Raw genomic sequence first — 25,037 nt, forward strand, 5'->3', positions numbered from 1 at the left:
CACCGTAACCCCGTCACGCGAGCAGTCCCGAGACCAGCGCAATTGCCGGAATTGCCGCCAAAGTAGTGACGAAGGCCGTGTCCCGCGCCAGCACCGTTCCGCACCGGTACCGGCTGGCGTAGACGAAGACGTTCTGCGCCGTCGGCAGGGTCGACACAACCACGATCGCGAACAATTCATGCCCCTCGAGGCCGAGTAGGTATCGCGCCATCAGGTACGCCAGGACGGGTTGCACGCCGATCTTGAGCACCGAAGCCAGTGCGACTTCCCGGCGTGGACTCGTTCCCTTCTCGAGGACGCGCACCCCGTACAGCGAGATACCGAAGGCGAGCAGGGCACCCGGCACGGAGGCGCCGCCGATGAGCCGGAACGGTTGCATCACCGCTTCGGGCGGAGTCCAGTCGACGAGGGCGAGCACCAGTCCCGCGGCGCCGGCCACGACGATCGGATTCTTGAACGGCGCGGTCACGGTCTCGAGTCGTGATGCGCTCCTGCGCAACGTGGTGATGTCCAGGATGGTCAACGCGATCGGCGAGTACACGATTATCTGGAACAGGAGCAGTGGGGCCACGAACGACGCGTCACCGAGCACGAACACCGCAATGGGAATGCCCAGGTTCGCGGAATTGACGTACGACGCCGACAACGCCCCGATCGTCAGCTCCGGAAGTGACCTGCGCAGCCATACCCGCGCCACCACCATGTACAGTGCGCCGACTGTCAAAGCGGTCGCAGCAGCGACGGCCAGCGTCGGCGAAAAGATCACGGAAAGGTCGGACGATGCAAGCGAATCGAAGAGCAGCGCCGGTGTCGCGACGAAGAACACCAGCCTGCCCAGGACGGATTCGCCCTCCGCTCCGAGCGTTCCACGCCGGCCGAGAATGTAGCCGATCGCGATGATCACGAAGATGACGGTGAATCCCGCAACTATTCCCGACACGCTGCGGGGCACCTCCTCGACCGGTGAGCCTCTTGTCGGCAAACCGTCCGAAGTCTAGTGGGCACCTTTCCGGTGGGTGACAATAGGCTCGAGCGGGAACCGGGAGAGGCACGTGCGTTCGGACGTGCGCGAGGAGTTGCGATGCTGCGTCGGACGACCATTCTGTGCGCGCTGTTCTGCGCCTGCGTTCTCACGGCGGTCACGGCTCCCGCTACGTCTGCGCTGGCGCCCCCGTCGAGCGGTGACCCGCAATTGGTGTCGCTCGCCGGACAGGTTCTGAGCCGCAGCTATCGCGAGAACGCCAGTGTCGCATACGTGGACGCCTCCGGAACCCGGTTCGCCCACTTCGGCGCGGCCGACGACACCGAGTACGAGATAGGTTCTCTCACCAAGACGTTCACCGCGCATCTGTTCGTCGACGCGGTGGCGCGCGGTGAGGTGCGGGAGGACACCACCGTCGGAGAATTGTTGCCGTTGCGGGGTGCGCCGGTCGCCGACGTGACCCTGCTCGAATTGGCCTCGCACACGTCGGGACTGGCACAGTTTCCGATGACCACCGATACCGTTGTGGCGGTGGGCCACTGGATGTCCGCGACCAATCCCTTCACATACGGCCGGGAGGCGCTGCTGCAGCAGGTGCAGTCGGCGCAGCTCGGCAGTCGCGGAACGTACGCGTATTCGACGGTTGGTTTCGCGTTGCTCGGACAGGCGTTGGCCGCAGCCGTCGGCACCGACTATCCGTCGCTTCTGCGCGAACGGATGCTGGTACCGCTCGGGTTGTCGGATACCTGGTTACCGCTGACTGCGGCAGACCTGCCCGCCGACGCCACCCGCGGATTCGACGTACTGCATCGATCGCAGGCCCCGTGGCCACTCGACGCCTACGCTCCCGCCGGTGGGCTGCGGTCCACGGCGGCGGATATGGCGGGCTACGTACGGCAGCTTATCGACGGCACGGTGCCGGGCAGCGCCGCGATGGATCAGCGGTGGATCGGCAACACCTACCGGGCATTGACGTGGTCGGTGGTGCCGTTCGAGGGTGGCGAGTACACGCTCCACGGCGGGGCGACGGGCGGGTTCCAGTGCACCGTGGTTCTCGATCGGCGCGGCGAGCGCGGATTGGTCATTCTCACCAACACCATCGGTGGCCTCGAGCAGCAGGGACTCGACATCCTGTCGTCGCTCTGAGCTCGAGCGAGTGCGACCAAAGGCTCGGCGTTACCGTCGTACCCCTGGCGGGTATGTGCCGCTACAGTGGAAGTCATGACCCCGGCGGCGAGACGTATGCGTACGCCCACCGCACGCATTGCGTTGCTGGTCACGGTGGCGGCTGCGGTCCTTGTGATGCATAGTTTCACCGCCGCTTCCGCTCCGGCTCATGACGGTTCGTTGCATGCCGCGGCCGTCTCGCACGACCCCGGTACGAACCACGGCCACGACTGCACGGGAAACGAGTGCGAACAGTCGCACCCCAACGGACATCACTGCGCCGGCGTGGTCGTCGTGGCACCGGTGCTCACGCGTGCGACGGTGCCCTGCGTGGCCGGTGCCGAGGCGCCGTCGCCGACGTCGCGGGTGAGCGTCGACCGGGTGCAGTCCGGACGTGGACCACCGGCGTGGACCGTATTGTCATTGGCGCAGCTGTCGATACTGCGGGTGTGACGGGGAGTCCGGAGCTCAGGGCTCCGGCGGATCTTGCTGCCACTTCCCTAAGCATGTCCATGAGGAGATTTCCCATGCGTACCACCTATGCAGCTTTCATTGCCGCGGCGGCCGGCGCCGCGCTCGTCCTCGCCGGCTGCGGCACCGACTCGTCCGACCCGAGCAGCTCGGGCGCCTCGTCGACGTCCCACTCCATGTCGACCTCGGCCGAGGCCGGTAGCGGGACCGAAGCTCAGTTCAACGACGCCGACATCACGTTCCTGCGCGGCATGTATCCGCATCATGCGCAGGCGGTGCAGATGGCCGAGATGGTCGACGGCCGCACCGACAACGCCGAACTGCTGGCGCTCGCCCAGCGGATCGAGGCCGCTCAGGCACCGGAGATGGATCAGATCACCGGGTTGCTCGGTCAGGCGGGTGACACCGCTCCGACGTCCACCGGTCACGAAGGGATGGACCACGGGTCGGGCGCCGGAATGATGTCCGAAGACGACATGTCCACCTTGATGGGCATGTCGGGACCCGAGTTCGACCGGATGTGGCTGACGATGATGATCGAGCACCATGAGGGCGCCGTCGAGATGGCCGACACCGAACTGGCGGAGGGCGAGAATCCCGATGCCAAGCAACTCGCCACCGGCATCGTGAGCGCTCAGCAGCGGGAAATTGCCGAGATGCAGGCGATGCTCGGCTAGCTCCGCTCGGAATACGCCGAAGGCCGCGTAGTCCGTGGACTACGCGGCCTTCGGTTGTCTGTGAAGAAGCTGCTACCGGCTGGTGAAAGGCAGCAGGGCCATCTCGCGAGCGTTCTTGACGGCGACGGCAACCTGGCGCTGCTGCTGCGGGGTCAGGCCCGTCACGCGGCGGCTACGGATCTTGCCGCGATCGGAGATGAACGTGCGGAGAAGGTTGATGTCCTTGTAATCGACGTACTCGATCTTCGCCGCGAACAACGGGTTCTTCTTCGGCTTGCGTCCCTCGACGGGACGCGGCTTCTTCGACGGTGCTCTCTTGACTGCCATCTTCTTCCTTTACCAGCTCGACTTGTGGACGCCTGGCAGCTCCCCGCGGTGTGCCATCTCGCGAACACGCACGCGAGAGAGCCCGAACTTCCTCAGGTGGCCGCGCGGACGTCCATCCGCAGCGTCTCGATTGCGCAATCGTACCGGACTCGAGTCCCGGGGTAGACGCTGCAGTGCCGTCTGCGCCTGCGCGCGCTCGTCATCGCTGCTCGACGGGCGGCGGATGACCTCTTTCAGCTCGGCCCGCCGCTCTGCGTAGCGCGCAACGATGACTTTGCGCTGTTCGTTCTTTGCGATCTTCGACTTCTTCGCCATCGGGGTGTCTTCTACTTTTCTTCTCGGAAATCGACGTGGCGCCGGACGACGGGGTCATACTTCTTCATCACCAGTCGGTCGGGGTCGTTGCGGCGGTTCTTCCTGGTGACGTAGGTGTATCCCGTACCCGCCGTCGACTTCAGCTTCACGATCGGACGGATTTCGTTCCGGGCCATCAGACCTTCTCTCCGCGAGCCCGGATTTTGGCAACCACGGCCTCGATTCCGTCCCGGTCGATGGTTTTGATCCCCTTGGCGGAGACGGTGAGAGTGATCCGCCGCCCCTCGCTGGGCAGAAGGTATGTCTTCTTCTGAATGTTCGGATCCCAGCGCCGATTGGTGCGCTTGTGGGAGTGCGATACGGATTTGCCGAATCCTGGCCGGCGTCCGGTCACTTGGCAATGTGCCGACATGGGCATTCCTTTCTGTCTCCTCCCGCATCCAGGCGACTACCGGTCAGCAAGGTGATGACAATCATTTTCGACAACGACGAAAATCCAATGTAGCGTTTCTCGGTAAGCAATGACAATCGTTATCGAAAGGGTGCTCGTGAGTGAGATTCACCGGACGCCGCTCGTCCTGGTATCCGGATGGAGCGGCCCCACCGACACCGTCGCGCGGTCGCTGCTCCGTGACGACACCGTGGTCGTGCATCACGACCTCGACCTCGTGCACGAAGGCGTCGTGCGGCGCACCGTCACCACGATGGAGTCGGGGAGAGAGCGCACCCGCGTCGGAATCCTCGAGCTCGCGCACGGCTGTATCTCCTGCACACTCCGGGAAGACCTGCTCCCGTTGCTCCGCCGCCTTCATGCACGCAGCTCCGTGCAGCGCATCGTGTTGCACCTCGACCGCCGGCTCGAATCCGAGGCCGTGTGCTGGGCAATCGAGCACGTGGTGGTGTCCGGGGTAGTCGGCCAGCTCGACGGAACCGCCTCACGCGATGTCCGTGTCGAGGCCGTGATCACGTGCATCGACGCCCAGTCGTGGCTCGACGACGCGACCGGCGACGAGGCTCTGGACGACGACCGGACCGTCGCGCAGGTCGCCGTCGGGCAGGTCGACTTCGCCGACGCCCTGGTGGTGTCGGGCAGCGCCGGTGACGGGTGGCAGCAGGCCAGGCTCCACGCCGTCCTCGCGCGACTCGCTCCCGGCGCACCGATCGCCTGGGATGTCGACGGACTCGACGTCGAGCGGCTGCTCCTGGAAATCCCCTCCGGTGCCCGGCGCGGCGAGCTGACGAACGCCCACTCACCTCTGCTGCGGGGGCAGCCGCCGCTGTCGCACGACTGCGGGGTCATGATCGTCGAGTTCTCGGCGAACCGGCCCTTCCACCCCGAGCGACTGCACGAGGCCATCGACGTTCTTCTGGAGGGTGTGGTCACGGCGCGCGGCCGGGTGTGGGTGGCCACGCAGCCCGACGAGGCGCTGTGGCTCGAATCCGCCGGTGGGGGACTGCGGGTGGCGAGTGCGGATCGATGGCTGGCCGCGATGACCCCGGCCGAACAGGACCAACTCCCCACGGCGCGGCGAGCAATGGCGGCCCTGTGCTGGGACGAACGGTTCGGCGACCGGCACAGCTCGATGGTGGTTCTGGTGCATGCGGCCGACCCGAGCGACATCGACCGGACGCTCCAGTGGGCGCTGGTCACCGACGAAGAACTCGCCGACGAGGCCGCGTGGGAGTCGTGGCCCGACCCGTTCGGCCAGTTCCACGAAGACCCCTGCGACAGCAGCGAATCACCGTACGCAGAACCCGACAGCTCGAGAGAGGGACACGAATGAAACCGAACATCCACCCCGACTATCACCCCGTGGTCTTCCAGGACGCCAGCACCGGAACCACGTTCCTCACGCGGTCGACGGTCACCAGCGACCGCACCGTGGAGTGGGCGGACGGCAACACCTATCCGCTGGTGGTGGTCGATGTGACCAGTGAGTCGCACCCGTTCTGGACCGGGGCGCAACGCGTCATGGACACCGCAGGCCGCGTCGAGAAGTTCGAACGCCGGTATGGAGTGCGCAAGCGCCTGTGAGTACTTCTTAACACTCCGTGGTTAAGAAGTACTCACAGGCGACGAAGGAGGAGAGAGAAAGATGGCAGTACCCAAGCGCAAGATGTCGCGGTCCAACACGCGTAGTCGCAGGTCGCAGTGGAAGGCTCAGGTTCCCGACCTGGTGGAGGTGACTGTCGGGGGAACCACCCACCGTGTACCCCGCCGGTTGGTGAAGGCCGTGAAGCTGGGATTGCTGGACCCGGCTGGCAGGTAGGCCCGACCCGGCCGGGACGAAACGACGGCAGGCCCGCGTGCGAACCTTGGCGGGTGCTGCTCTACATCCTCGAACTGGTGGGCATCGCGGCGTTTGCGGCGTCGGGTGCGCTGGTGGGCGTGACGAAGCGGCTCGACATCTTCGGGGTGTGCGTGGTCGGTGTCTTCACCGGTATCGGTGGCGGCATCGTCCGCGACCTCCTGCTGGACATCCATCCGCCCACGTCGCTGGGGAGCTGGCCCAACTTCGGCACTGCTCTCGGCACGTCGTTGCTGGTGTTCTTCCTGCACTCGGCGCTCAGCCGACTGCGTCGCGAGATCCTCGTGCTCGACGCGGTGGGTATGGGCCTGTTCGCGAGTACGGGTGCGGTGATTTCACTCGAGCACGGCGCGAGCCCACTGGCCTCGTGCCTGATCGGGGGCACGGCGGCTATCGGCGGGGGGATATTGCGCGACGTGTTGGTGAACGAAGTTCCGCTGCTGCTCCACAGGGATCTCTACGCAATCCCCGCGCTCCTGGGGTCGGCGCTGGTGGTCGTGTCGAGTGAACTCGGGTCCGGTCCGAACGCCGCTCTGATCGCGGGCACGGCGCTGGCCTCGATTCTCCGTCTGCTCGCGCTCTGGCGAAAGTGGAGCCTGCCGGGACCGCGCATCGTGGAGTGATCACATCCGGCTCCGTACCGACCCTTCTCAGCCATTACTCAGTCGGCCGGGTCAAACTGTCGGGTATGCGCATTCTGGTGGTCGACGACGATCGGGCCGTGAGGGAGTCCTTGCGGCGGTCCCTGAGCTTCAACGGGTACTCGGTGGAACTGGCCGTCGACGGTATCGATGCGCTCGAGAAGGTGGCGGCCGCACGACCGGATGCGCTGGTGCTCGACGTGATGATGCCGCGCCTCGACGGCCTCGAAGTGTGCCGGCGGCTGCGGAGCACCGGTGACGACCTGCCGATCCTAGTTCTTACCGCTCGCGACTCCGTGTCGGAGCGGGTCTCGGGACTCGATGCGGGAGCCGACGACTATCTTCCCAAACCGTTTGCCCTCGAGGAACTGCTCGCCCGGCTGCGCGCTCTGCTACGCCGGGCGGCGCCCGAACCGGGAATCGACTCGGAGAAGATGACCTTCGAGGACCTGACCCTCGACCCGGTCACCAGGGAGGTGACGCGCGGCGAACGGTCCATCAGCCTCACCCGTACCGAGTTCTCGCTGTTGGAAATGTTGATGGCGAACCCGCGCCGGGTGCTCACCCGTGGCCGCATCCTCGAAGAAGTGTGGGGTTACGACTTCCCGACGTCGGGCAACGCCCTCGAGGTCTATGTGGGGTATCTGCGTCGCAAGACGGAGGCTGATGGGGAGCCGCGCCTGCTGCATACCGTGCGGGGCGTCGGCTACGTGCTGCGGGAGACTCCGCCGTGATGGCTGTGCCGTTCCACCGAACCGCCGACAAGCCGGGGTTGCCGGGGCACGAACCGCTTGCCACCGGCCGATACCACACCGGACCGATTCCGCTGCCGCCGGAGATGCGTCCACCGATGCCGTTGACGCGGTCGGTGTCGCTGCGCTGGCGTGTCACGCTCCTCGCGGCGTCGGTAGTGGCAATCGCGGTGGCCGTGATGGCGATCGCCGCCTACGCGGTGGTGTCCCGGGCGCTCTACGCGGACGTCGACAATCAGTTGCGCACGCGCGCATCGGCGTTGATCGACAGCAATCTGGTGACGTTCGACCCGCGCTACATCGCGGGTGCGACGCTGTACACGACGGACATCAGTGTGGCGCTGATCTTCCCGGACCTCGACACGTACACGCCGCCCGGTTCGAGTGTTCCCATCGGCGAGCCCGAGTTGGCGGTCGCCCGTGGTGAGGAGGGCACGTCGCTGCGTACTGCCGAGAACCAGCGGGTGCTGGCCGAGCGCACCCAGGACGGCAGCACCCTGGTGATTGCCCAGCGCCTCGCACCGACCGGTGCGGTGCTGGACAGACTGGCGTGGGTGCTGTTCGTGGTCGGTGGGTGCGGTGTCGTTCTCGCGGCGGTCGCCGGAACGACGGTGGGACGCACAGGGCTCCGGCCGATCGCGCGGCTCACCGCGGCCACCGAGAGGGTGGCGCGCACCGATGACCTGACCCCCATGCCGGTGACGGGTAACGACGAACTCGCGCGGCTGACCGAGAGTTTCAACACGATGCTCCGGGCGCTGGCCGAATCACGTGAGCGCCAGAGCCGGTTGGTGGCGGACGCCGGTCACGAACTGCGGACACCGCTCACCTCGTTGCGGACCAACATGGAATTGCTGATCGCGTCGAGTCGCCCTGGCGCCCCGCACATTCCGGACGAGGACATGGCCGAACTGCGCACCGACGTGGTAGCGCAGATCGAGGAGCTGTCCACCCTGGTGGGCGATCTCGTCGATCTCGCCCGCGAGGATGCGCCCGAGACGGTGTTCGAGCGCGTCGACCTCAGCGAGGTGGTGGAGCGCTGCCTCGAGCGGGCGCGCCGCCGCCGCAACGAAATCGACTTCACCGCCGTCACCGTTCCATGGTTCGTCTACGGCGATCACGCCGGGTTGTCCCGGGCGGTATTGAACGTGCTCGACAACGCGGCCAAGTGGAGTCCCACCGGTGAGCAGGTGCGTGTGATGATGAAGCCTGCCGGCGAGGGATTGCTCGAGCTGACGGTGGACGACGCCGGCCCCGGCATCCCCGAGGAAGACCGCGAGCTGGTGTTCGACCGCTTCTACCGTTCCATGGCGTCGCGCTCGATGCCCGGCTCGGGATTAGGGCTCGCCATCGTGCGGCAGGTAGTCGTCAAGCACGGAGGCACCATTGCCGTGGACGTCTCCGAGCGGGGCGGTGCACTCATCCGCATCGTTCTTCCCGGGGAACCGGAGTCGGAATAACCTGGGGAAGGGTTGGGCAAACTCAAAGGCCGGTCTCAGGACCTTCTCAGTCCCACCGGGCACTCTCGTACACAGAGACGGTGCGGCTGCCCCTGCGGGTGGCCGCGGGAGATGGAAGTGATGCGATGACCGAAGATCGAAACAGTTCCGACAGCAACAGTCGCGACACCGGTGACCAGGCTGCCCGGCCCACTCCGGGCTACCAGCCGACCGAGCAGTTCCCGACCACGCCGCACCGCCCTACCGGGCCGGGCCCGCAGGCCTACGGATCGGCGGGCTACCAGCAGGGGGCCCCGTACGGCGTTCCACATCAGTCCACACAGCAGTTCGGGCAGCCGCAGCACGGCTCGGGACCCCAGCAGGCCGCCCCGCAGCAGGGAGCGCCCACGGGGTCGTTCTCCGGTCACTACGGGCCGGGACAGCCGGCGTCGGCAGCGACGGCCAAGCGTCCCGCGCGGACGGCCATCGTCGTCGGGGCCGTCGCACTGGCGTTGGTGAGCGGCGGCATCGGCGGTGCCGTCGGTTCGCTCGCTACCCAACGGGACGGCAACGGCGCGGCGGTGACCAACTCACTCGACGCTCCGAAGAACAACACCGCAACTCCCGCGGTCAACGCCCCGGCGGGCTCGGTGCAGGCCGTCGCGAACAAGGTGGTCCCGAGTGTCGTCCAGATCGAGGTCGCAACCGCCGGCGGATCCGGTGGGGAAGGGTCGGGGGTCGTGTTGTCCTCCGACGGTCTCATCCTCACCAACAATCACGTCGCCGGCGCGGCGGCGAGAGGGGGCAAGCTGACGGTGGCCTTCTCGGACGGCAGCACCGCGGACGCAACCCTGGTCGGCGCCGACCCGGTCTCCGACCTGGCTGTCATCAAGGCGTCGGGCAAAACGGATCTGACACCCATCGAACTGGGAACGTCCGCCAACGTCCAGGTGGGCCAGCAGGTGGTGGCGATCGGTTCGCCGCTCGGGCTGGCAGGCACGGTCACCGAGGGAATCATCTCCGCCCTCAACCGTCCGGTGTCGACCTCCGGTGAGTCGGGCAACCAGAACACCGTCATCGATGCCCTGCAAACCGACGCGGCGATCAACCCGGGCAACTCGGGTGGCGCTCTCGTGAACATGGACGGGCAACTGATCGGGATCAACACGGCGATCGCGAGTATCGGCGGAACCGGAGCGGGGGAGCAGAGCGGCTCCATCGGCCTCGGATTCGCGATCCCGGTCGATCAGGCCCGCCGCATCGCCGACGAGTTGGTCGACACCGGCAAGGCCACGCAGGCGATCGTCGGCATCCAGGTCCCGTCGCAGGATGCCGCCAACGGTGCCACCGTCGTCGAGGTGACGCCGGGCGGCCCGGCCGAGAAGGCCGGAATTCCGAAGGGGTCGGTGATCACCAAGGTTGACGACCGTGTCATCACCAGCGGTGACGCCCTCATCGCTGCCATCCGTTCCCACGCACCAGGAGACACAGTGTCCATTACGTACTCGGACGGAAACGGGTCGAACACCAAGACCGTCGATGTCACGCTGGGAACCGCAGAACAGGGCGGCCGATGATGAACGCAGGGATCCTCGGGCAGGTCGAGTCCGTGTTGAACGGGGCCACTACGGTAGGGACCATGGATATCGAAGCCTCGCTGGCCGGCCGCGCGCTGGTAGTTATCGTCGACGACCGCACCGCCCACGGTGACGGTAAGGACTCCATCGGTCCGCTGGTCACTGAGTTGCTCAACGAGGCCGGCTTCATCGTCGACGCCATCGTCGCGGTGGCAGCCGACGAGGTCGAGATTCGCAACGCCCTCAACACCGCCGTCATCGGCGGGGTCGACCTCGTCGTCTCCGTCGGCGGTACGGGTGTCTCGCCGCGTGACGTCACGCCCGACGTCACCGCGGAGGTACTCGACCGGGAGATCCCCGGAATCTCCGAAGCGCTGCGCACGTCCGGCCTTGCAGCAGGTTCCCTCGACGCCGGTTTGTCGCGCGGTCTCGCGGGTGTGTCGGGGAGCACGCTGGTGGTCAACCTGGCGTCTTCGCGCGCTGCCGTGCGAGACGGCATGGCGACGCTGACGCCTCTCGCGTCGCACGTCATCACCGAGCTGTCCGGTCTGGAAGGCTGAGCCATCTCCACTTCCCCTCCGTCGGACGGCGAGCCGACCGAGAACGCAGCACCGAGCCGGGCCCCGATCGACAGGGCCCGGCTCGCGCGCATCTTCGGGGACGTCTTCCCCGACACCACCGCCGACGAACGCGGGCCCGACGACGCCTCGAGTCGGGATGAACGGGGCAGTGAATCCGACGAGTGGCTGCGCCGCCAGAAACCTCCCCATCACGGATAGTTACCGTCGGAAAGAACTACCGTAAGGCAATCGTGATCTGCGGTCTGCCCCTGGAATCAGCCAAAGTTTTTGTGTCCGGCGGGTGACCGGGGCACCGGTGGCCCAGGCCACACTTTGCTGCGACATCGACGGTTTTCTTCGCCCAGAACAGACATCGTTCTAGCGTGTGAATCAGGTGTTAACGTTACCGAACTTCACGTGAACGCCGCATGAATGCGCTGGTCAGGGAAGCGGCGCAAGGTCCGAATTCTCGCCGAAATCCCACACGGTGGACATGTTTTGGGGTGTGGCATACATCACGATTCCGTTTCCTCAGGAATTAATTGCTTAAGCAACCAACTCCCGGTTACTGTCCTCGGCGAGTCAGTACTGGAGATGGAGGGCAGGGTCGTGTGCCGTTGCCCAGTCGAAACTCTGATGCTTTGTCAGTGATTTCGACTTCAGTGCGGTAATCAGGTTGTGATAACCCGGAATTCACTCCGCGGTCATGACGGCCGTGAATGCTGCTCTGGGCCCGACATGGACCACTCCTCAGTCTCGAAGGTCGTGACTGGGAACCAGCAAGAATCCTGATGAGGGGAACGAATGAGCGAGAACCGAAAGACCGGTCTGCGCCGTGGAGTCCGCGTTGCCGGCCTGGGTGCCGCTGCGGCTGTTGTGCTCGGCTTGATGTCGACGGGTGCTGCGAATGCAGATACTTTTGTGCCGCTGCCGGGTGGTGAGAAGGTCGTGAACGCCGGTGGTGTGAGCGCGAAGATCGCCCGTAATGCTGAGAGTGCTCTGGTTTCTCCGTCGCTGGCCGCTAATGGTGCTGGCCGCACGGCGTGGGTGTCGGGCGATGTGTTCGCCGAGCTCGGTGGGGAGATCCCCGAGGAGGGTGCGACGCTGACCACCGGGTACATCGTGGGTTGCCAGGTCGACATCACCGGTCTGAAGGGCACGCTCAGCGCGGATCTCGGTTTCGATGCGCTGGGTATGGGTGGCTCGTTGTCGGTGCCGATCAAGTCCGGCGAGGTCAAGTTCGCGAAGATCAAGACCAAGGAAGACCTGAAGCCGGGTGTGTCGGCGATTCAGTACCGCGATCAGCAGATCGAGGTGCAGGGTTGCGGTGGTTACGCGCAGGCTCGGGCGTACACGGTGGTGGAGGTTCCGGGTAACCACTACGTCAAGGCCACCCTCTACGGGCAGCCGTTCAGCATCGGCTGATTGCCGCTCCCAATCGATTCCATTCACGACTCTCGCGTAAGCGATCAGTAACCCTAGAGGGGAACCATGAACAGCAAGACCCTGCGCCACGGCGCCAAGGCTGCCGGCGTGGTCGCCGCGGCCACCGTCGCGATCGGCCTCCTTTCCACCGGTGCGGCCAATGCCGATACCTTCGTTCCGTTGCAGGACGGCGAGATCACGCAGACGCTGCTCGACGGCACCGTGGTGACCGTGCGTCAGACCGGTAACACGGCGAACATCAGCCCGTCGATGGGTTCGACTCCGTTGCACCGCAACGTGTGGACGTCGGGCACGATCGATGTGTCGATCAACGGTGGCACCGCCAAGGGCGGCAGCATCGATGCCGGTTACATCGTGGCGTGCCAGTTGAACTTCGGTGGCGAGGTCGGCGGTGAGGTCGGTGCGTCGCTCGTTCCGTCCGAGGTCGTCGGTGCGGCTGCCGGTGGCGATCCCGCCAGCATCCCGGTCGAGGGTGGTGCCGGTAGCGGCGTCTCGATCGGCCCCGGTAAGGCCACCAACGTGCCGATCCTCGACATCGAGTACACCGATGAGTACGGCGCCGAGGCTCACAAGAGCAGCTTCAGCTTCAAGGGCAACAGTGGCGGCTTCTCCTACGCGGACGAGACCTTCGGTGTGTCCGGTTGCGCCGGTTACGCCCAGGCTCGTTCCTACGCCAAGGTGAGTGTCTCGACCGAGTCGGTCGACGGCACCGTCACCCTGTGGGGACAGCCCTTCAGCCTCGGCTGACCTGTGAAGTCCAAAAAATTTCACACGGTGTAGAACCTCGGAGTTGGGGGCGTGCGGTGACTTCCGCACGCCCCCAACCTCGCTCTATGCGTCCTGTTGCATGTCACAGTTCGGTCACGACGACCAATGTGGACATGGAACAGGACACGTAGACATCACATTTTTATGTTGTTTCCGCTAACTTTATTCCGTCACGAGGTAATGACTGCCTAACCGAAAGCCGGTTGGGCGGTACCTGATGAGGGGAACGAATGAGCGAGAACCGAAAGACCGGTCTGCGCCGTGGAGTCCGCGTTGCCGGCCTGGGTGCCGCTGCGGCTGTTGTGCTCGGCTTGATGTCGACGGGTGCTGCGAATGCAGATACTTTTGTGCCGCTGCCGGGTGGTGAGAAGGTCGTGAACGCCGGTGGTGTGAGCGCGAAGATCGCCCGTAATGCTGAGAGTGCTCTGGTTTCTCCGTCGCTGGCCGCTAATGGTGCTGGCCGCACGGCGTGGGTGTCGGGCGATGTGTTCGCCGAGCTCGGTGGGGAGATCCCCGAGGAGGGTGCGACGCTGACCACCGGGTACATCGTGGGTTGCCAGGTCGACATCACCGGTCTGAAGGGCACGCTCAGCGCGGATCTCGGTTTCGATGCGCTGGGTATGGGTGGCTCGTTGTCGGTGCCGATCGAGGCCGGCGAGGTCAAGTTCGCGAAGATCAAGACCAAGGAAGACCTGAAGCCGGGTGTGTCGGCGATTCAGTACCGCGATCAGCAGATCGAGGTGCAGGGTTGCGGTGGTTACGCGCAGGCTCGGGCGTACACGGTGGTGGAGGTTCCGGGTAACCACTACGTCAAGGCCACCCTCTACGGGCAGCCGTTCAGCATCGGCTGATTGCCGCTCCCAATCGATTCCATTCACGACTCTCGCGTAAGCGATCAGTAACCCTAGAGGGGAACCATGAACAGCAAGACCCTGCGCCACGGCGCCAAGGCTGCCGGCGTGGTCGCCGCGGCCACCGTCGCGATCGGCCTCCTTTCCACCGGTGCGGCCAATGCCGATACCTTCGTTCCGTTGCAGGACGGCGAGATCACGCAGACGCTGCTCGACGGCACCGTGGTGACCGTGCGTCAGACCGGTAACACGGCGAACATCAGCCCGTCGATGGGTTCGACTCCGTTGCACCGCAACGTGTGGACGTCGGGCACGATCGATGTGTCGATCAACGGTGGCACCGCCAAGGGCGGCAGCATCGATGCCGGTTACATCGTGGCGTGCCAGTTGAACTTCGGTGGCGAGGTCGGCGGTGAGGTCGGTGCGTCGCTCGTTCCGTCCGAGGTCGTCGGTGCGGCTGCCGGTGGCGATCCCGCCAGCATCCCGGTCGAGGGTGGTGCCGGTAGCGGCGTCTCGATCGGCCCCGGTAAGGCCACCAACGTGCCGATCCTCGACATCGAGTACACCGATGAGTACGGCGCCGAGGCTCACAAGAGCAGCTTCAGCTTCAAGGGCAACAGTGGCGGCTTCTCCTACGCGGACGAGACCTTCGGTGTGTCCGGTTGCGCCGGTTACGCCCAGGCTCGTTCCTACGCCAAGGTGAGTGTCTCGACCGAGTCGGTCGACGGCACCGTCACCCTGTGGGGACAGCCCTTCAGCCTCGGCTGACTTCTTCTGTAGCGCTCAGACGTCGGGCCCGTGCACTGGACTGTGCGCGGGCCCGCGTCCGTGTGGTGACGGAACTTATTGTCGTGTCTTCTCCAGGTTCGCGGCCTTGTCTGCGGGCATGGAGTGCGCGCCGCCGGCAGTGGTTCCCGAGGAGTCGGTTTCGAGGCTCGCCTCGAGGATGTCGCGAATCTGGATCAACAGGTCGGCCTCGCTCGCCTTCTTGTCGGCGGGTTCGGTGATGAACCGTTTCTTCGCGGCGTTGGCAGGAACGATGAGGATGAAGTAGACCACCGCCGCGATGATCACGAAGTTGATGACGGCAGTGATCACGGCCCCGACATTGATGAAGGTTGCGGGGTTGTCGGAGAGGACCTGGTAGCCCCACCCGAGATCGTTGGCTCCACCCGCGACTGCGATGAGCGGGTTGATCACGTTGTTGGTGAACGAGGTCACGATGGCGGTGAACGCGGCCCCGACGACTACGGCGACGGCGAGGTCGAGGACGTTCCCCCGAAGCAGGAAGTCCTTGAATCCCTTGAGCATGTCGATGTCTCCTCCAGTGGGTGGCACGTCAGTCGGCACTGTCCGGGCAAAAGCCTAGATCAGAGGCGGCGCAGGTGGCGGATCACTGGAATGTCACGGTGATCGCATTGGTGAGCGATGCAGCGGCCACCGTGGTGGCCTCGGTTGCCGGCAAAGCCAGCATCACCACGCGATCGCGCTGGTCACGGCCGTTCCCCGACGGAGTGACCAGTACGACGACGGCGTCGGAGGCCAACACGGTGGCATTCTGCGGCCGCCCCGAGTGTGCTGGTGTGTCCGAGTCGACGGTCAGGACATCGACGCGATCACCTTCCCTGAGAAGTTCCGCCACTGCCGGATCAGCGAGGCGAACCGGGACTATGCGCGCATCCTCGATACCCGCGGCGGTCGCTGCCAGGCGTGGTCCCAGCACTCGCACGTCCGTGAGTGTTTCGCCTGCGCGAGCTGGGCTGGCGAGTGTGCGACCACTGACATCCGACAGTGCCGTGACGGCTCCGTCGGGAAGGCTCCGCACTTCGAGTTGCCGTACCTCGAGATCGGTATCGACGAGGATTCGTCCCGGTTGAAGGTCGCGCACAGCGACCACGACGGGAGAGTGAGCAGAGTCGGGGTCGCCGCGAAGTCCGAGCGCGACGGCAAGGCACGCCAGACCGGCTGCTGCTACGCGTCGTGCGACGAGGGTACGTGCCCAGCTCGGGTGGGTGAGGACGGACAGGCGATCGAACCAGGAAGGACCGAGGCTTCGGTGCGCCCGGGTGACCCGATTCCGGGCGGGGTTGCGTGACATGATTCGACGCTAGGACCCCACCCGGCCCGCGAGGGGCAGCGACCGGCCTGCCTGTGGATAGGCGAGAAGTTGTGGATAAAGAGGTTCCGCGAGTGAAGTTAGCTGGCTGCAGCCTTGGCCGGCGCAGCGGTCGCGGTGCTCGTCGAGCTAGAAGACGCCGTTGACGAACTTTCCGCCTTCGCAGCGGGCGCGGACTCGGTCTTGGCGGGTTCGCTGGCGGCTCCCGAGGACCCGCGGCTGTCGGTGCGGTAGAAACCGCTGCCCTTGAAGACGATTCCGACGGAGTTGAACAGCTTGCGAAGCTTGCCCGAGCATGCAGGGCAGACGGTCAGCGAATTGTCGCTGAACGACTGAACGATGTCGAAGCGGTTATCGCATTCCGTGCACGCGTATGAATAAGTGGGCACTGGGGCTCCTCCGCACTGTGTAGTCAAACCGCAGGTGTTAGCACTCTACAGTCGACAGTGCCAACAACGCTAATCAGCACCTTATTCCGCGGCATTTCTTCCCGGGCCGGACTCGACGTCCTCGCCCAGGCGGACGAGTCCGGAACCTGGTGTCAGTGCCCAGCCCATCCGCACGTCATGAGGATCTTCAGGGAGTTCTGCCACCAGTTCTTCGTCGCGGACCACCGTGATCAGACGGGTCTGCGGTGTCGCGAGTCCGAGCGTGCGGTCGTAGAAGCCGGCTCCTCGCCCGAGGCGGACGCCTCGTAGGTCGACTGCCAGAGCGGGCACGAAAACGATCTCGGCCGTCCGGATTTCTTTTGGATCGAGGACGGCTCCCGTCGGCTCGAGCAGGCCGTATGGTGCATCGACCAGCTGCCGGGCACCGGTGTATTCGGACCAGAACAGCGGCCCGGGACCGCGAGTGACGGGGACGAGGACGCGTCGAACGATGCCGGCGAGGGCGTCGAGGAGATCCACCGACCCCGGCTCGAGTGCCGTGGGAACGTACGCACAGACCACCGAATCAGCCGCGACACCGACTGTGACCAGTTCGGCGAGTGCCCGATCCTCGGCCGCTCGCACGCCCGAGTCCAGTGCACGTCGGCCGGAAAGTACCTGTTCCCGCCACTCGGCTTTGCTTCGCGCCTGCATGCGACCACTGTAGGAGCACCCGAGCAGGCATTCTCGGCGGGTTCTCCGTGGCCGTTCACGGCCGCTTGGTGACTGCTGAGTAGCTCTACACAGTTATGGTGTGGGGCATGACAGATGCCGTTCCGCACACCAACAGCGCCTTTCGCACGGCGGTCGTGCCCGCAGCAGGAATGGGTACCCGATTCCTGCCGGCGACCAAGACGGTGCCGAAAGAGCTGCTCCCGGTGGTCGACACCCCGGGTATCGAGCTCGTCGCCGGTGAAGCTGCTGATTCCGGGGCCGGACGCCTCGTGATCGTGACGTCGCCGGGCAAGGACGGTGTGGTTGCCCACTTCGTCGAGGATCTCGTCCTCGAGAGCAAGCTGAAGGAGAGCGGCAAGTATCACCTTCTCGAGAAGGTTCGGAAGGCTCCGGGCCTCCTCGAAGTCGAATCCGTCGTCCAGGATCAGCCTCTCGGGCTCGGTCACGCCGTCAGCTGCGCAGAATCGGTTCTCGACGACGACGAGGACGCCATCGCCGTACTCCTGCCCGACGACCTGGTGATGCCCCGGGGCGTACTGGAGACCATGTCCCGGGTGCGCCACAAACGCGGCGGCACCGTCCTGTGCGCGATCGATGTACCCAAGGATCAGGTCAGCTCCTACGGCGTCTTCGAGGTCGAAACGGTGCCTGATGCCGTCAACCCGGACGTCCTCAAGGTCACCGGAATGGTGGAGAAGCCTGCCATCGAGGACGCTCCCTCGACCTTCGCGGCAGCCGGCCGCTACATCCTCGACCGGGACATCTTCGACGCCCTGCGCCGTATCGAACCGGGAGCGGGTGGTGAACTGCAACTCACCGACGCCATCGCCCTCCTCATCAAGGACGGCCATCCCGTGCACGTGGTCGTGCACCGCGGAACGAGACACGACCTCGGAAATCCCGGCGGGTACATCCGCGCTGCTGTTGACTTTGCCTTGAACAGCGACGAGTACGGCCCGTCGCTGCGTGAATGGCTGACCGACCGATTGAAGCGGGCGGATTCCTAGAAGCTCGGGAGGCACGAACTACATGCGGTCGGTCGAGGAGCAACAGACCATTGTGACCGCGGCTGCCGTGGCGCCGCGGCCGGTCCGGGTCGCGATCTCCGAAGCGCAGGGACTGCTGTGTGCCGAGGAAGTGGTCACCGAGCGGCCGCTTCCAGGTTTCGACCAGGCGGCCATCGACGGGTACGCCGTTCGCAGCGTCGATGTCCAGGCCGCCGGCACCGACCTTCGTGACGACGACGGCGCTCCCGTCGAGCTGACACTTCCCGTCGTGGGGGAAGTGTCGGCCGGCTCCCGGCAGCCCATCCGTCTCCAGCCGCGACAGGCGGTCAAGGTAGACACGGGGGCCCCGCTCCCGACGCTCGCCGACGCAGTGCTGCCGCTCGACCGCACCGACAGCGGACGCGCACGCGTCAAAATCTACAAACCGGTCCGCTCCGGCGACTACGTGCGTCGTGCGGGCGACGACGTCCAGCCCGGAGATGTCGCAGTGCGGGCGGGCACGATCATCGGAGCGGCTCAGGTCGGATTGCTGGCGGCAGTCGGTCGCGACAAGGTCTTGGTGCACCCACGGCCGCGGTTGTCCGTCATTTCCGTGGGCGGTGAACTCGTCGACGTCGACCGGACCCCTGGGCCCGGTCAGGTATACGACGTCAACTCTTATGCGCTTGCCGCCGCCGCGCGTGACGCGGGCGCCGACGTCAATCGCGTGGGCATCGCGAGCGCCGACGCGCGGCGCCTACGCGAGGTGGTCGAGGGGCAACTGATTCGCTCCGAGATCGTGGTGATCGCGGGTGCGGTCGGGGGAGGGGCCTCCGAGGATGTCCGCGACGCACTCGCCGACCTCGGCAATCTCGAGGTCGACCGGGTCGCGATGCATCCCGGGTCGGTGCAGGGATTCGGCCAGCTCGGCCGTGACGAGGTCCCGACCTTTCTTCTCCCGTCGAACCCGGTGAGTGCGCTGGTGGTCTTCGAAGTGATGGTCCGTCCCCTCATTCGGATCGCGCTGGGACGCCGGCAGCCGATGCGCCGCGTCGTCACCGCACGCACTGTCGCACCCATCACGTCGATCGAAGACCGCAAGGGATTCTTGCGGGGCCAGCTCATGCGCGACGAGGCCACCGGTGAATACCTGGTCCAGGCGCTCGGCGGTGCGCCCGGAGCGTCCTCGCATCTTCTCGCCACGCTCGCCGAAGCCAACTGTCTCGTGCTGATCGACCCTGAAGTCACCGAGGTGCGTACCGGTGACCAGGTGGACGTGGCGTTCCTGGCGCAACGGGGATGACCCAGCATCCGGGCTGGCCGCCGCACCTCGGCCCACTCCGCGTCAACGGCGGGGTGGTAACCGTGCGTGCCATCAGACTGCGCGACGCCGCGGCGTGGAGTCGGCTGCGCATCCGTGACCGTGCCCATCTCGAGCCGTGGGAACCGACCGGAGAAGCGCCATGGGATGCGCGGCACCATATTTCGGGGTGGCCGGGACTGTGCAGCAGCCTGCGCTCCGAGGCGCGAAAGGGTCGCATGTTGCCGATGGCGATCGAGCTCGACGGAAACTTCTGCGGGCAGATCACGATCGGCAATGTGGTTCGCGGTGCGTTGCGTTCGGCGTGGATCGGGTACTGGGTGGCCAGCGACGTCAACGGACTCGGCGTGGCAACGGGAGCCCTCGCGCTGGGGCTGGATCACGCGTTCGGTCCAGTGGGACTGCATCGCATCGAGGCCACCGTGCGCCCGGAGAACCTGGCGAGCCAGGCGGTGCTCCGCAATGTCGGATTCCGTGAAGAGGGTCTTTTGAAGAGGTACCTCGACGTCGACGGCCAGTGGCGTGACCACATCCTGGTCGGCATGACGGTCGAGGACGTGATGGGAACTGTCGCCGATTCCCTCGTCCGGAGCGGCAAAGCGACATGGGCGTAACAGCCGCAAAAGCGTCTGGACAATCGTCCAGCTACACAGCAGTTATCTGACGGTATCAAACGTTGCCGGTCGAGGTCGCCGTTTCGGGCACTCCCGGCGGAAGAAGAATTCACGTCGCTTTCGAGCATGTCGAGCGCCACATTTTCGCGTTACGCATGTGACACCTGAGTATGGTGAGATCGGCGCGTCTGCGAAGATGTGCGTGTCCATGCGGTTAGCCTGGGAGTGTCAACAGCGGTATCCGTGCTGGTAGACGATTGGGAGGAGGCTGCCGTATGCCGAACTCGTTTCTCTGGATCGGGCTCGTCGTCGTGTGGCTCTTCGTCCTGGTCCCGATGCTGGTCAACAACCGCCCCCGGATCCGGCAAACCAGTGACGCTGCTCTCGCGACGCGCGTGCTGCACCGCGGTGACGAGCGCCCCGTGCAGCGCGGTCCCGCGGCAGGACACCGCAGCGACCCGTACTGGCAACCGGAACCGGACCACTACGGCTACGACGCGGAGGACCTTGTGGATACTCACGCAGACGAAGACGATCTCGACACCGGCCGGGCCCCGGTCGGTGACTACGTGCCGGTGCGACGTGGGCGTGGTGGCTTCGACCCGGAGGCCGATGCGATCGCGCGGGAGGCCCGATACGCCTTCCGCCAGCGCTCGGTACTCGGCCTCGTATTCGGCACGATCATGTCCGCGGCGCTCGCGCTGATCATTGCCCCGGTGATGTGGTGGATTTTCGTGGCCGGCGTCGTCGGCCTCGTCGGTTATCTCGCCTACCTCCGCCGTCAGGTCCAGATCGAGCAGGAGATCCGGAGGCGCAGAACCGCGCGGCTCAATCGCTCCCGGCTGGGTGTCGAGTCTCGTAGCGACGAGGAACTGCGACTCATCCCCGCCCGGCTGCGGCGTCCCGGCGCCGTTGTGCTCGAAGTAGACGACGAGGACCCCGAGTTCGATCATCTCGAGCGCTTCGACGACGAGCGCATGCAGCACGCCACGATGCGTCGGGCCGCCGGTGAATAGTCCGTCGCCGGGAGCCGAAAGCCGCAACCGGATAGGCGATTCGCCCCCTGTGTGGGTGGCCTGCTAGAGTTTGCCGAGCAGATCGCAGGGTCTGCATCAGGGGCTGTGGCGCAGTTGGTAGCGCGCTTCGTTCGCATCGAAGAGGTCAGGGGTTCGATTCCCCTCAGCTCCACCATCACAAGAGCACTTCCTCCCTTCGGAGGAGGTGCTCTTCTGTGTTTCAGTGCTCTTTGTGCATCGCAGTGCTTCTTCGTGTCGCCGTGCTCTTCCGTATTGGGGGAGCCGGTGTGCGCCAGCGCGCCGTGTGGCAGTGTGCCGCGTCACGTTTGGGACAGAGAAGTTGCTAAACGGTAACTGGGCAAGGTCTACTGATCACAGGTCATCGAGGGGTCAATCGATCGGGGTAGAGAACATGCAGGCAAGGCAGAGAATCTCGGATGCTCTCGCGTCAGCGACCGTGGTGGCGACGATTGCTGCGACGATGTTGCTGGTGAACGTGCTGTGAACGTGAGGCGCTCATCCGGTGCCGCCCGCGCTCCGCTCGCCGGAGCGGCGGCAGCCGTCACGATGAGCACAGCGGCGAAAGCCGTCGTAATAGGCACGGCGGCGGCCGTCGCAATGGGTGCGAGGGCGGCGATGATGGGCCACGCCACTTCGTTCGCGACCGATGTCCAGCCGGCACCGAACGCTGCCGTGCGACCGTCCGAGGTGACGGTCGCCGGGACGTTCTGACGTCGGACACGCCACCCCCATAGTTCCGGCGGCCCACCGACGCTGTCCCTGCGATGAACCATCCGACGCACGCGTGCCTTCGGTGGTTCACCGACAAAGCCGCCCGAGTCCCACCTGGCTCGGGCATCGCTGGTGGTGCCGGCCCCCGACTCCGGCACCACCAGCACCTCCGGACCGTCCGCTCGTTACCATGGCAGCGTCGACGCCGCCTGAGGTGTTGGATCGATACCAGAGGGGGGTGCGCAGTGGCGGCACGTCGTGTGATCCGGAACCTGATCATGCTGGGGCTCGCGCTGGCCTTTCTCTCCGTTCTCGGATGGGGCACTTTCTCGGTGTTCCCGTCGACCGCATCTGCAGATCCCGACGTCGGCGGCGGCTCGACGCATCCAGGTATGGGGTCACACCCGTGCGAGGGATATCACGACTGCGGCCATAACCCCCACACCACCGAGCCTTCCGAAACTACCGAGCCATCCGAAACCATCGATCCTTCGGAGACGACGGAGCCGTCCGAGACCAGTGAGCCGTCGACCCCTCCCGCTCCACAGGTGGTCGTTCCCCCGTACGGGCACCTACCGTCGGGCCCGGTACCGAACATCACCCGTCCCGACACGTCGAGCGATCCCGAATCCGGCGACGGAGGTTGGGCAGTAGGGGTACCCCCTGCCTCGGGAAGTGGACCGGAAGGTCCCGGGCCTGTCACCTCGCCGGGAGGTCCCCAGGGCCCGCCGGCGGCGGACGCGCCACCATACTCCGATGGAACGAGCCTTCCCGGCGATGCTGCGGAGGGGAACGTACCAGCGCAGGACCCAGTGCCGCCCGACGTGCGACCGGCACCCGCCGCAGTTCCGGACTCCGCACCGCCGGCAGTCGCGCCGGTCGTCCATAGTGAGCCACTACCTGCGTTTGCAGTGCTCGGCGGTGTGGGACTCCTTCTCGGCTGCGCGGGTGGGGCCGGTGCGCTGACCTTCAAGGGTGCGCGCGCACAGCAGGCGCGCATCGCGGCCGCCCGGGCGGAGTTCTTCCCGCCGGCACCTACGGGAGGAATCTAGTCGTGGCAGGAAGCCGTTCTCATCGACGGGTGGCGGCAGCCGTGGATGCGGTCTGTGACGCTGCCGCCCGGGCAGAAGCGGTCTCACTCGGGGATGTCGTAGACGCAGTTGCCCGCGAACGGCAGCGTCCCATCGAACTCGACTTCACGACGCCGATGGCACCGGGAGTTTGTGGTCAGCGACGCGCCTATCCGGAGAGGGACGTCATCGTGCTGGCCCCGGGACTTCCCGACGTCGACCGCACTCTCGCACATGAACTGGGGCACATCGTGTTTCGGCATGAGGGTGCCGAGATCGTCGCGGCAACGCTCGAGGTTGGCGACGACTTGATCGCGTACATGCTCAGTCAGCGCTCGCGAATGCGTGGCGGCGAGCAGACTTCCGGTGACGTGGCGGAGTGGGAGGCGGAGACCTTCGCGTCGATGTTGCTCCTGCAGCTCAGGACGATGAAGGGCAGGGGTACGCCGGTGTCGGTGCTCCGCTACGACGAGGCGATCGGCTGATGGGCTGGGTTGTCGCGCTCGTCGTCTGGATCGCAGCCGGCGCCCGCACAGGCAGGGTCGCGGCACGCCAACCGACACCACTGCGGATCGCGATGGTGATCGCGGTGTCCAGCGCCGCGTGCGCGTCTACGTTGGCCGTCCCGGATGTCGCCTTGCGTCTCGACGCGCTGGCGCCGACGGCCGGGCTGTCGGAGATCCTCCTCGAGTTGGCGTGGACCCTCTTCGCTGCCGCGAGCGCCGTAGGTGCGGTGTCGGTCTGGCCGATTTTGCCGCGCCGCGCCCTACGCGCTGTGGCCACCGTGATCTATGCGGCCGCGGTCCTGGTCGGAACGGCCCTCGCTGGTGGTTACCCCGTCCCGGCCCTGGTGTTCATCGTGCTCGCGCTGGCATCGGTGGTGATCACCGGTATCTGGCACGTCGCATGGACCCCTCTCGGCCGCGGCATCGCCCTCGTCGTGGTGGGATCGGCGATGGTTCTCGTCGCCGCGGCCGTGGGACTCGTCCGGGAGGCGGCGGGGGAGATGTGGATCATCGGATCCTCCGGTGCGTACACGACCGCCGCTGTGGTGGTTTCGGCCGGCACGGTGTGGGTGCTGATGGAGACCTGGCTGCGCGCACGTCGCGATCTACGCCGGATGAGTGCGTTGCATTCTGTGCTCGTCTCCCGATTCCCCGAAGTCGTGGAGGGCGACGGCAAGGGCAGCACCACCGTTCTGCGGGCGTCTGATTCGATCGCTCACGTCATGGACGCGCTGTATCTGCAGGCGGGCGCGGGCATGTTCGAGACGCGGGCGCAGAATCTGCCGGAGTCGACTACCGAGCGCAGCAGAATTCTGGCCCGTTGGATCGACGACCCAGCCGGTTCCGAGGTGCTCGACACCGAGTGGATAGCTCCACCGCAGGGGATGTCACCGCGCCGATGGGTGCTGCAACTCGCGGAGGCGTACGCCGATATCCGTCACTCGCCCGTGCCGGTCGCGGCCACGGAGGCGGCATCGGAAGAGTCGGTGCCCTGACCGCTTTCTACTGGAGGTAGTCCTCGACGTCCGACGCCGGACGGACCGAGGCGTCGTCCGGGTTCTGTCCTGCGTCGAGACGAGCCCGGCGTCGGCGCAGAAGGTCCCAGCACTGATCGAGTGAGGTTTCCAACGCGGCCAGCTGTGCGCGTTCCTTGTCGGGGGCCAGCTCGCTGTCCTGCAACTGCGCCCGCAGTTCGTGCTCCTGCTCGACGAGAGCCTGAATACGCTTCTCGATCTCTTCGTTGTCCATGTCGTCTCCTCTTCGGTCTGAGTCCACTTGTCGCGGAGGGCGG

33 protein-coding genes and 1 tRNA gene are annotated in these 25,037 nt (G+C 65.8%); 24 read left to right on the plus strand and 10 right to left on the minus strand.

The features are described 5' to 3' along the window. Window positions 1-13: 13 nt before the first annotated feature. The gene (locus L1080_RS02325) at window positions 14-940 is read right to left on the minus strand and encodes an AEC family transporter (RefSeq protein WP_159924979.1); all 927 of its coding nucleotides are present in this window, start codon (window positions 938-940) and stop codon (window positions 14-16) included. Window positions 941-1,081: 141 nt separating this feature from the next. Between L1080_RS02325 and L1080_RS02330 the strand changes: the two genes are divergently transcribed. The 3 genes from L1080_RS02330 (at window position 1,082) to L1080_RS02340 (ending at window position 3,297) form a co-directional block, all read left to right on the plus strand. After that, entirely contained in the window at window positions 1,082-2,128 is a 1,047-nt protein-coding gene (locus L1080_RS02330; protein ID WP_250771812.1) for a serine hydrolase domain-containing protein, read from the plus strand. A 75-nt stretch (window positions 2,129-2,203) separates the two neighbouring features. After that, window positions 2,204-2,602, plus strand: a complete 399-nt coding sequence (locus tag L1080_RS02335; protein WP_250771808.1) for a DUF6153 family protein — start codon at window positions 2,204-2,206, stop codon at window positions 2,600-2,602. A 74-nt stretch (window positions 2,603-2,676) separates the two neighbouring features. Further along, on the plus strand, window positions 2,677-3,297 hold the full coding sequence (locus tag L1080_RS02340; protein ID WP_250771805.1) for a DUF305 domain-containing protein: 621 nt from the start codon (window positions 2,677-2,679) through the stop codon (window positions 3,295-3,297). Between the two features lie 72 nt (window positions 3,298-3,369). Here the strand turns inward: L1080_RS02340 and rpsR are convergent, their stop codons facing one another. From rpsR to rpmB, 4 genes are read right to left on the minus strand one after another with little or no spacing between them, the layout of a single operon-like run. Then, complete coding sequence (gene rpsR, locus L1080_RS02345) at window positions 3,370-3,624, minus strand: 30S ribosomal protein S18 (RefSeq protein ID WP_005238639.1); 255 nt, start codon at window positions 3,622-3,624, stop codon at window positions 3,370-3,372. A gap of 9 nt (window positions 3,625-3,633) precedes the next feature. Next, entirely contained in the window at window positions 3,634-3,939 is a 306-nt protein-coding gene (gene rpsN, locus L1080_RS02350) for a 30S ribosomal protein S14 (RefSeq protein WP_250771802.1), read from the minus strand. Between the two features lie 11 nt (window positions 3,940-3,950). Further along, window positions 3,951-4,115, minus strand: coding sequence for a 50S ribosomal protein L33 (gene rpmG, locus L1080_RS02355; protein ID WP_109332619.1), 165 nt, complete (start codon window positions 4,113-4,115; stop codon window positions 3,951-3,953). Next, a complete protein-coding gene (rpmB, locus tag L1080_RS02360; protein WP_109332618.1) occupies window positions 4,115-4,351 on the minus strand; it encodes a 50S ribosomal protein L28 in 237 nt (78 codons plus the stop codon). The genes rpmG and rpmB overlap by 1 nt, the downstream gene beginning before the upstream one ends. Before the next feature lie 109 nt (window positions 4,352-4,460). On the opposite strand from rpmB, the gene mrf reads away from it, so the two are divergent. The 12 genes from mrf to L1080_RS02420 all read left to right on the plus strand — a co-directional run bounded on the left by mrf (window position 4,461) and on the right by L1080_RS02420 (window position 15,050). Then, on the plus strand, window positions 4,461-5,723 hold the full coding sequence (gene mrf, locus L1080_RS02365) for a ribosome hibernation factor-recruiting GTPase MRF (protein WP_250771799.1): 1,263 nt from the start codon (window positions 4,461-4,463) through the stop codon (window positions 5,721-5,723). Then, window positions 5,720-5,974 carry a type B 50S ribosomal protein L31 gene (locus L1080_RS02370; RefSeq protein WP_109332605.1) on the plus strand — a complete coding sequence of 85 codons (255 nt, stop codon included), beginning with the start codon at window positions 5,720-5,722 and terminating at the stop codon, window positions 5,972-5,974. Before mrf ends, L1080_RS02370 begins: the two co-directional genes overlap by 4 nt. 61 nt (window positions 5,975-6,035) lie before the next feature. Further along, the gene (gene rpmF, locus L1080_RS02375; protein WP_159924991.1) at window positions 6,036-6,209 is read left to right on the plus strand and encodes a 50S ribosomal protein L32; all 174 of its coding nucleotides are present in this window, start codon (window positions 6,036-6,038) and stop codon (window positions 6,207-6,209) included. A 53-nt stretch (window positions 6,210-6,262) separates the two neighbouring features. Continuing rightward, window positions 6,263-6,871 (plus strand): trimeric intracellular cation channel family protein, encoded by a 609-nt coding sequence (locus L1080_RS02380; protein WP_159924993.1) that lies wholly within the window; start codon window positions 6,263-6,265, stop codon window positions 6,869-6,871. Window positions 6,872-6,936: 65 nt separating this feature from the next. Continuing rightward, window positions 6,937-7,623 (plus strand): response regulator transcription factor, encoded by a 687-nt coding sequence (locus L1080_RS02385; RefSeq protein ID WP_109335292.1) that lies wholly within the window; start codon window positions 6,937-6,939, stop codon window positions 7,621-7,623. Then, the gene (locus L1080_RS02390) at window positions 7,623-9,101 is read left to right on the plus strand and encodes a sensor histidine kinase (RefSeq protein WP_250771795.1); all 1,479 of its coding nucleotides are present in this window, start codon (window positions 7,623-7,625) and stop codon (window positions 9,099-9,101) included. The genes L1080_RS02385 and L1080_RS02390 overlap by 1 nt, the downstream gene beginning before the upstream one ends. A 125-nt stretch (window positions 9,102-9,226) precedes the next feature. After that, window positions 9,227-10,657 carry a trypsin-like peptidase domain-containing protein gene (locus tag L1080_RS02395; protein ID WP_250771791.1) on the plus strand — a complete coding sequence of 477 codons (1,431 nt, stop codon included), beginning with the start codon at window positions 9,227-9,229 and terminating at the stop codon, window positions 10,655-10,657. Continuing rightward, on the plus strand, window positions 10,657-11,217 hold the full coding sequence (locus L1080_RS02400) for a MogA/MoaB family molybdenum cofactor biosynthesis protein (protein ID WP_109335291.1): 561 nt from the start codon (window positions 10,657-10,659) through the stop codon (window positions 11,215-11,217). Before L1080_RS02395 ends, L1080_RS02400 begins: the two co-directional genes overlap by 1 nt. Window positions 11,218-12,021: 804 nt before the next feature. Then, window positions 12,022-12,642: an MspA family porin gene (locus tag L1080_RS02405; protein WP_459030240.1), complete on the plus strand. Its 621-nt coding sequence runs from the start codon at window positions 12,022-12,024 to the stop codon at window positions 12,640-12,642. A gap of 66 nt (window positions 12,643-12,708) precedes the next feature. Next, on the plus strand, window positions 12,709-13,410 hold the full coding sequence (locus tag L1080_RS02410; protein ID WP_250771780.1) for an MspA family porin: 702 nt from the start codon (window positions 12,709-12,711) through the stop codon (window positions 13,408-13,410). Window positions 13,411-13,661: 251 nt separating this feature from the next. Next, on the plus strand, window positions 13,662-14,282 hold the full coding sequence (locus tag L1080_RS02415; protein WP_459030242.1) for an MspA family porin: 621 nt from the start codon (window positions 13,662-13,664) through the stop codon (window positions 14,280-14,282). Between the two features lie 66 nt (window positions 14,283-14,348). Beyond that, window positions 14,349-15,050, plus strand: a complete 702-nt coding sequence (locus L1080_RS02420) for an MspA family porin (protein WP_250771780.1) — start codon at window positions 14,349-14,351, stop codon at window positions 15,048-15,050. Between the two features lie 75 nt (window positions 15,051-15,125). On the opposite strand, the gene mscL is transcribed toward L1080_RS02420, so the two are convergent. The 4 genes from mscL to L1080_RS02440 all read right to left on the minus strand — a co-directional run bounded on the left by mscL (window position 15,126) and on the right by L1080_RS02440 (window position 17,480). Then, complete coding sequence (gene mscL / locus L1080_RS02425; protein WP_159925006.1) at window positions 15,126-15,593, minus strand: large conductance mechanosensitive channel protein MscL; 468 nt, start codon at window positions 15,591-15,593, stop codon at window positions 15,126-15,128. 82 nt (window positions 15,594-15,675) lie between these two features. Beyond that, window positions 15,676-16,380: an SAF domain-containing protein gene (locus tag L1080_RS02430; RefSeq protein WP_250771775.1), complete on the minus strand. Its 705-nt coding sequence runs from the start codon at window positions 16,378-16,380 to the stop codon at window positions 15,676-15,678. Between the two features lie 98 nt (window positions 16,381-16,478). Then, window positions 16,479-16,787: an FmdB family zinc ribbon protein gene (locus tag L1080_RS02435; protein WP_109332591.1), complete on the minus strand. Its 309-nt coding sequence runs from the start codon at window positions 16,785-16,787 to the stop codon at window positions 16,479-16,481. Between the two features lie 81 nt (window positions 16,788-16,868). Continuing rightward, window positions 16,869-17,480 carry a 5-formyltetrahydrofolate cyclo-ligase gene (locus L1080_RS02440; RefSeq protein ID WP_250771772.1) on the minus strand — a complete coding sequence of 204 codons (612 nt, stop codon included), beginning with the start codon at window positions 17,478-17,480 and terminating at the stop codon, window positions 16,869-16,871. 107 nt (window positions 17,481-17,587) lie between these two features. Between L1080_RS02440 and L1080_RS02445 the strand changes: the two genes are divergently transcribed. From L1080_RS02445 to L1080_RS02485, 9 genes are all read left to right on the plus strand, one after another. Then, complete coding sequence (locus tag L1080_RS02445) at window positions 17,588-18,508, plus strand: UTP--glucose-1-phosphate uridylyltransferase (RefSeq protein WP_250771769.1); 921 nt, start codon at window positions 17,588-17,590, stop codon at window positions 18,506-18,508. Between the two features lie 22 nt (window positions 18,509-18,530). Beyond that, a complete protein-coding gene (glp, locus tag L1080_RS02450) occupies window positions 18,531-19,790 on the plus strand; it encodes a molybdotransferase-like divisome protein Glp (protein ID WP_109332586.1) in 1,260 nt (419 codons plus the stop codon). Further along, window positions 19,787-20,422 carry a GNAT family N-acetyltransferase gene (locus L1080_RS02455; RefSeq protein WP_109332585.1) on the plus strand — a complete coding sequence of 212 codons (636 nt, stop codon included), beginning with the start codon at window positions 19,787-19,789 and terminating at the stop codon, window positions 20,420-20,422. Before glp ends, L1080_RS02455 begins: the two co-directional genes overlap by 4 nt. 275 nt (window positions 20,423-20,697) lie before the next feature. Then, on the plus strand, window positions 20,698-21,438 hold the full coding sequence (gene sepX / locus L1080_RS02460; RefSeq protein WP_109332583.1) for a divisome protein SepX/GlpR: 741 nt from the start codon (window positions 20,698-20,700) through the stop codon (window positions 21,436-21,438). Window positions 21,439-21,537: 99 nt separating this feature from the next. Then, a tRNA-Ala gene (locus L1080_RS02465) sits at window positions 21,538-21,613 on the plus strand. 332 nt (window positions 21,614-21,945) lie between these two features. Continuing rightward, window positions 21,946-22,170, plus strand: a complete 225-nt coding sequence (locus L1080_RS02470) for a hypothetical protein (RefSeq protein WP_250771767.1) — start codon at window positions 21,946-21,948, stop codon at window positions 22,168-22,170. Between the two features lie 245 nt (window positions 22,171-22,415). Continuing rightward, complete coding sequence (locus L1080_RS02475) at window positions 22,416-23,222, plus strand: cell surface protein (RefSeq protein WP_250771764.1); 807 nt, start codon at window positions 22,416-22,418, stop codon at window positions 23,220-23,222. Between the two features lie 2 nt (window positions 23,223-23,224). Further along, on the plus strand, window positions 23,225-23,725 hold the full coding sequence (locus tag L1080_RS02480) for an ImmA/IrrE family metallo-endopeptidase (RefSeq protein ID WP_250771761.1): 501 nt from the start codon (window positions 23,225-23,227) through the stop codon (window positions 23,723-23,725). Next, complete coding sequence (locus L1080_RS02485; protein WP_250771759.1) at window positions 23,725-24,741, plus strand: hypothetical protein; 1,017 nt, start codon at window positions 23,725-23,727, stop codon at window positions 24,739-24,741. The genes L1080_RS02480 and L1080_RS02485 overlap by 1 nt, the downstream gene beginning before the upstream one ends. Window positions 24,742-24,748: 7 nt before the next feature. Here the strand turns inward: L1080_RS02485 and L1080_RS02490 are convergent, their stop codons facing one another. Beyond that, window positions 24,749-24,994: a DUF2630 family protein gene (locus tag L1080_RS02490; RefSeq protein WP_250771755.1), complete on the minus strand. Its 246-nt coding sequence runs from the start codon at window positions 24,992-24,994 to the stop codon at window positions 24,749-24,751. Window positions 24,995-25,037: the final 43 nt, after the last annotated feature.

The organism is Rhodococcus sp. MSC1_016 (genome assembly GCF_023667485.2).
GTDB lineage: Bacteria > Actinomycetota > Actinomycetes > Mycobacteriales > Mycobacteriaceae > Rhodococcus_F > Rhodococcus_F oxybenzonivorans.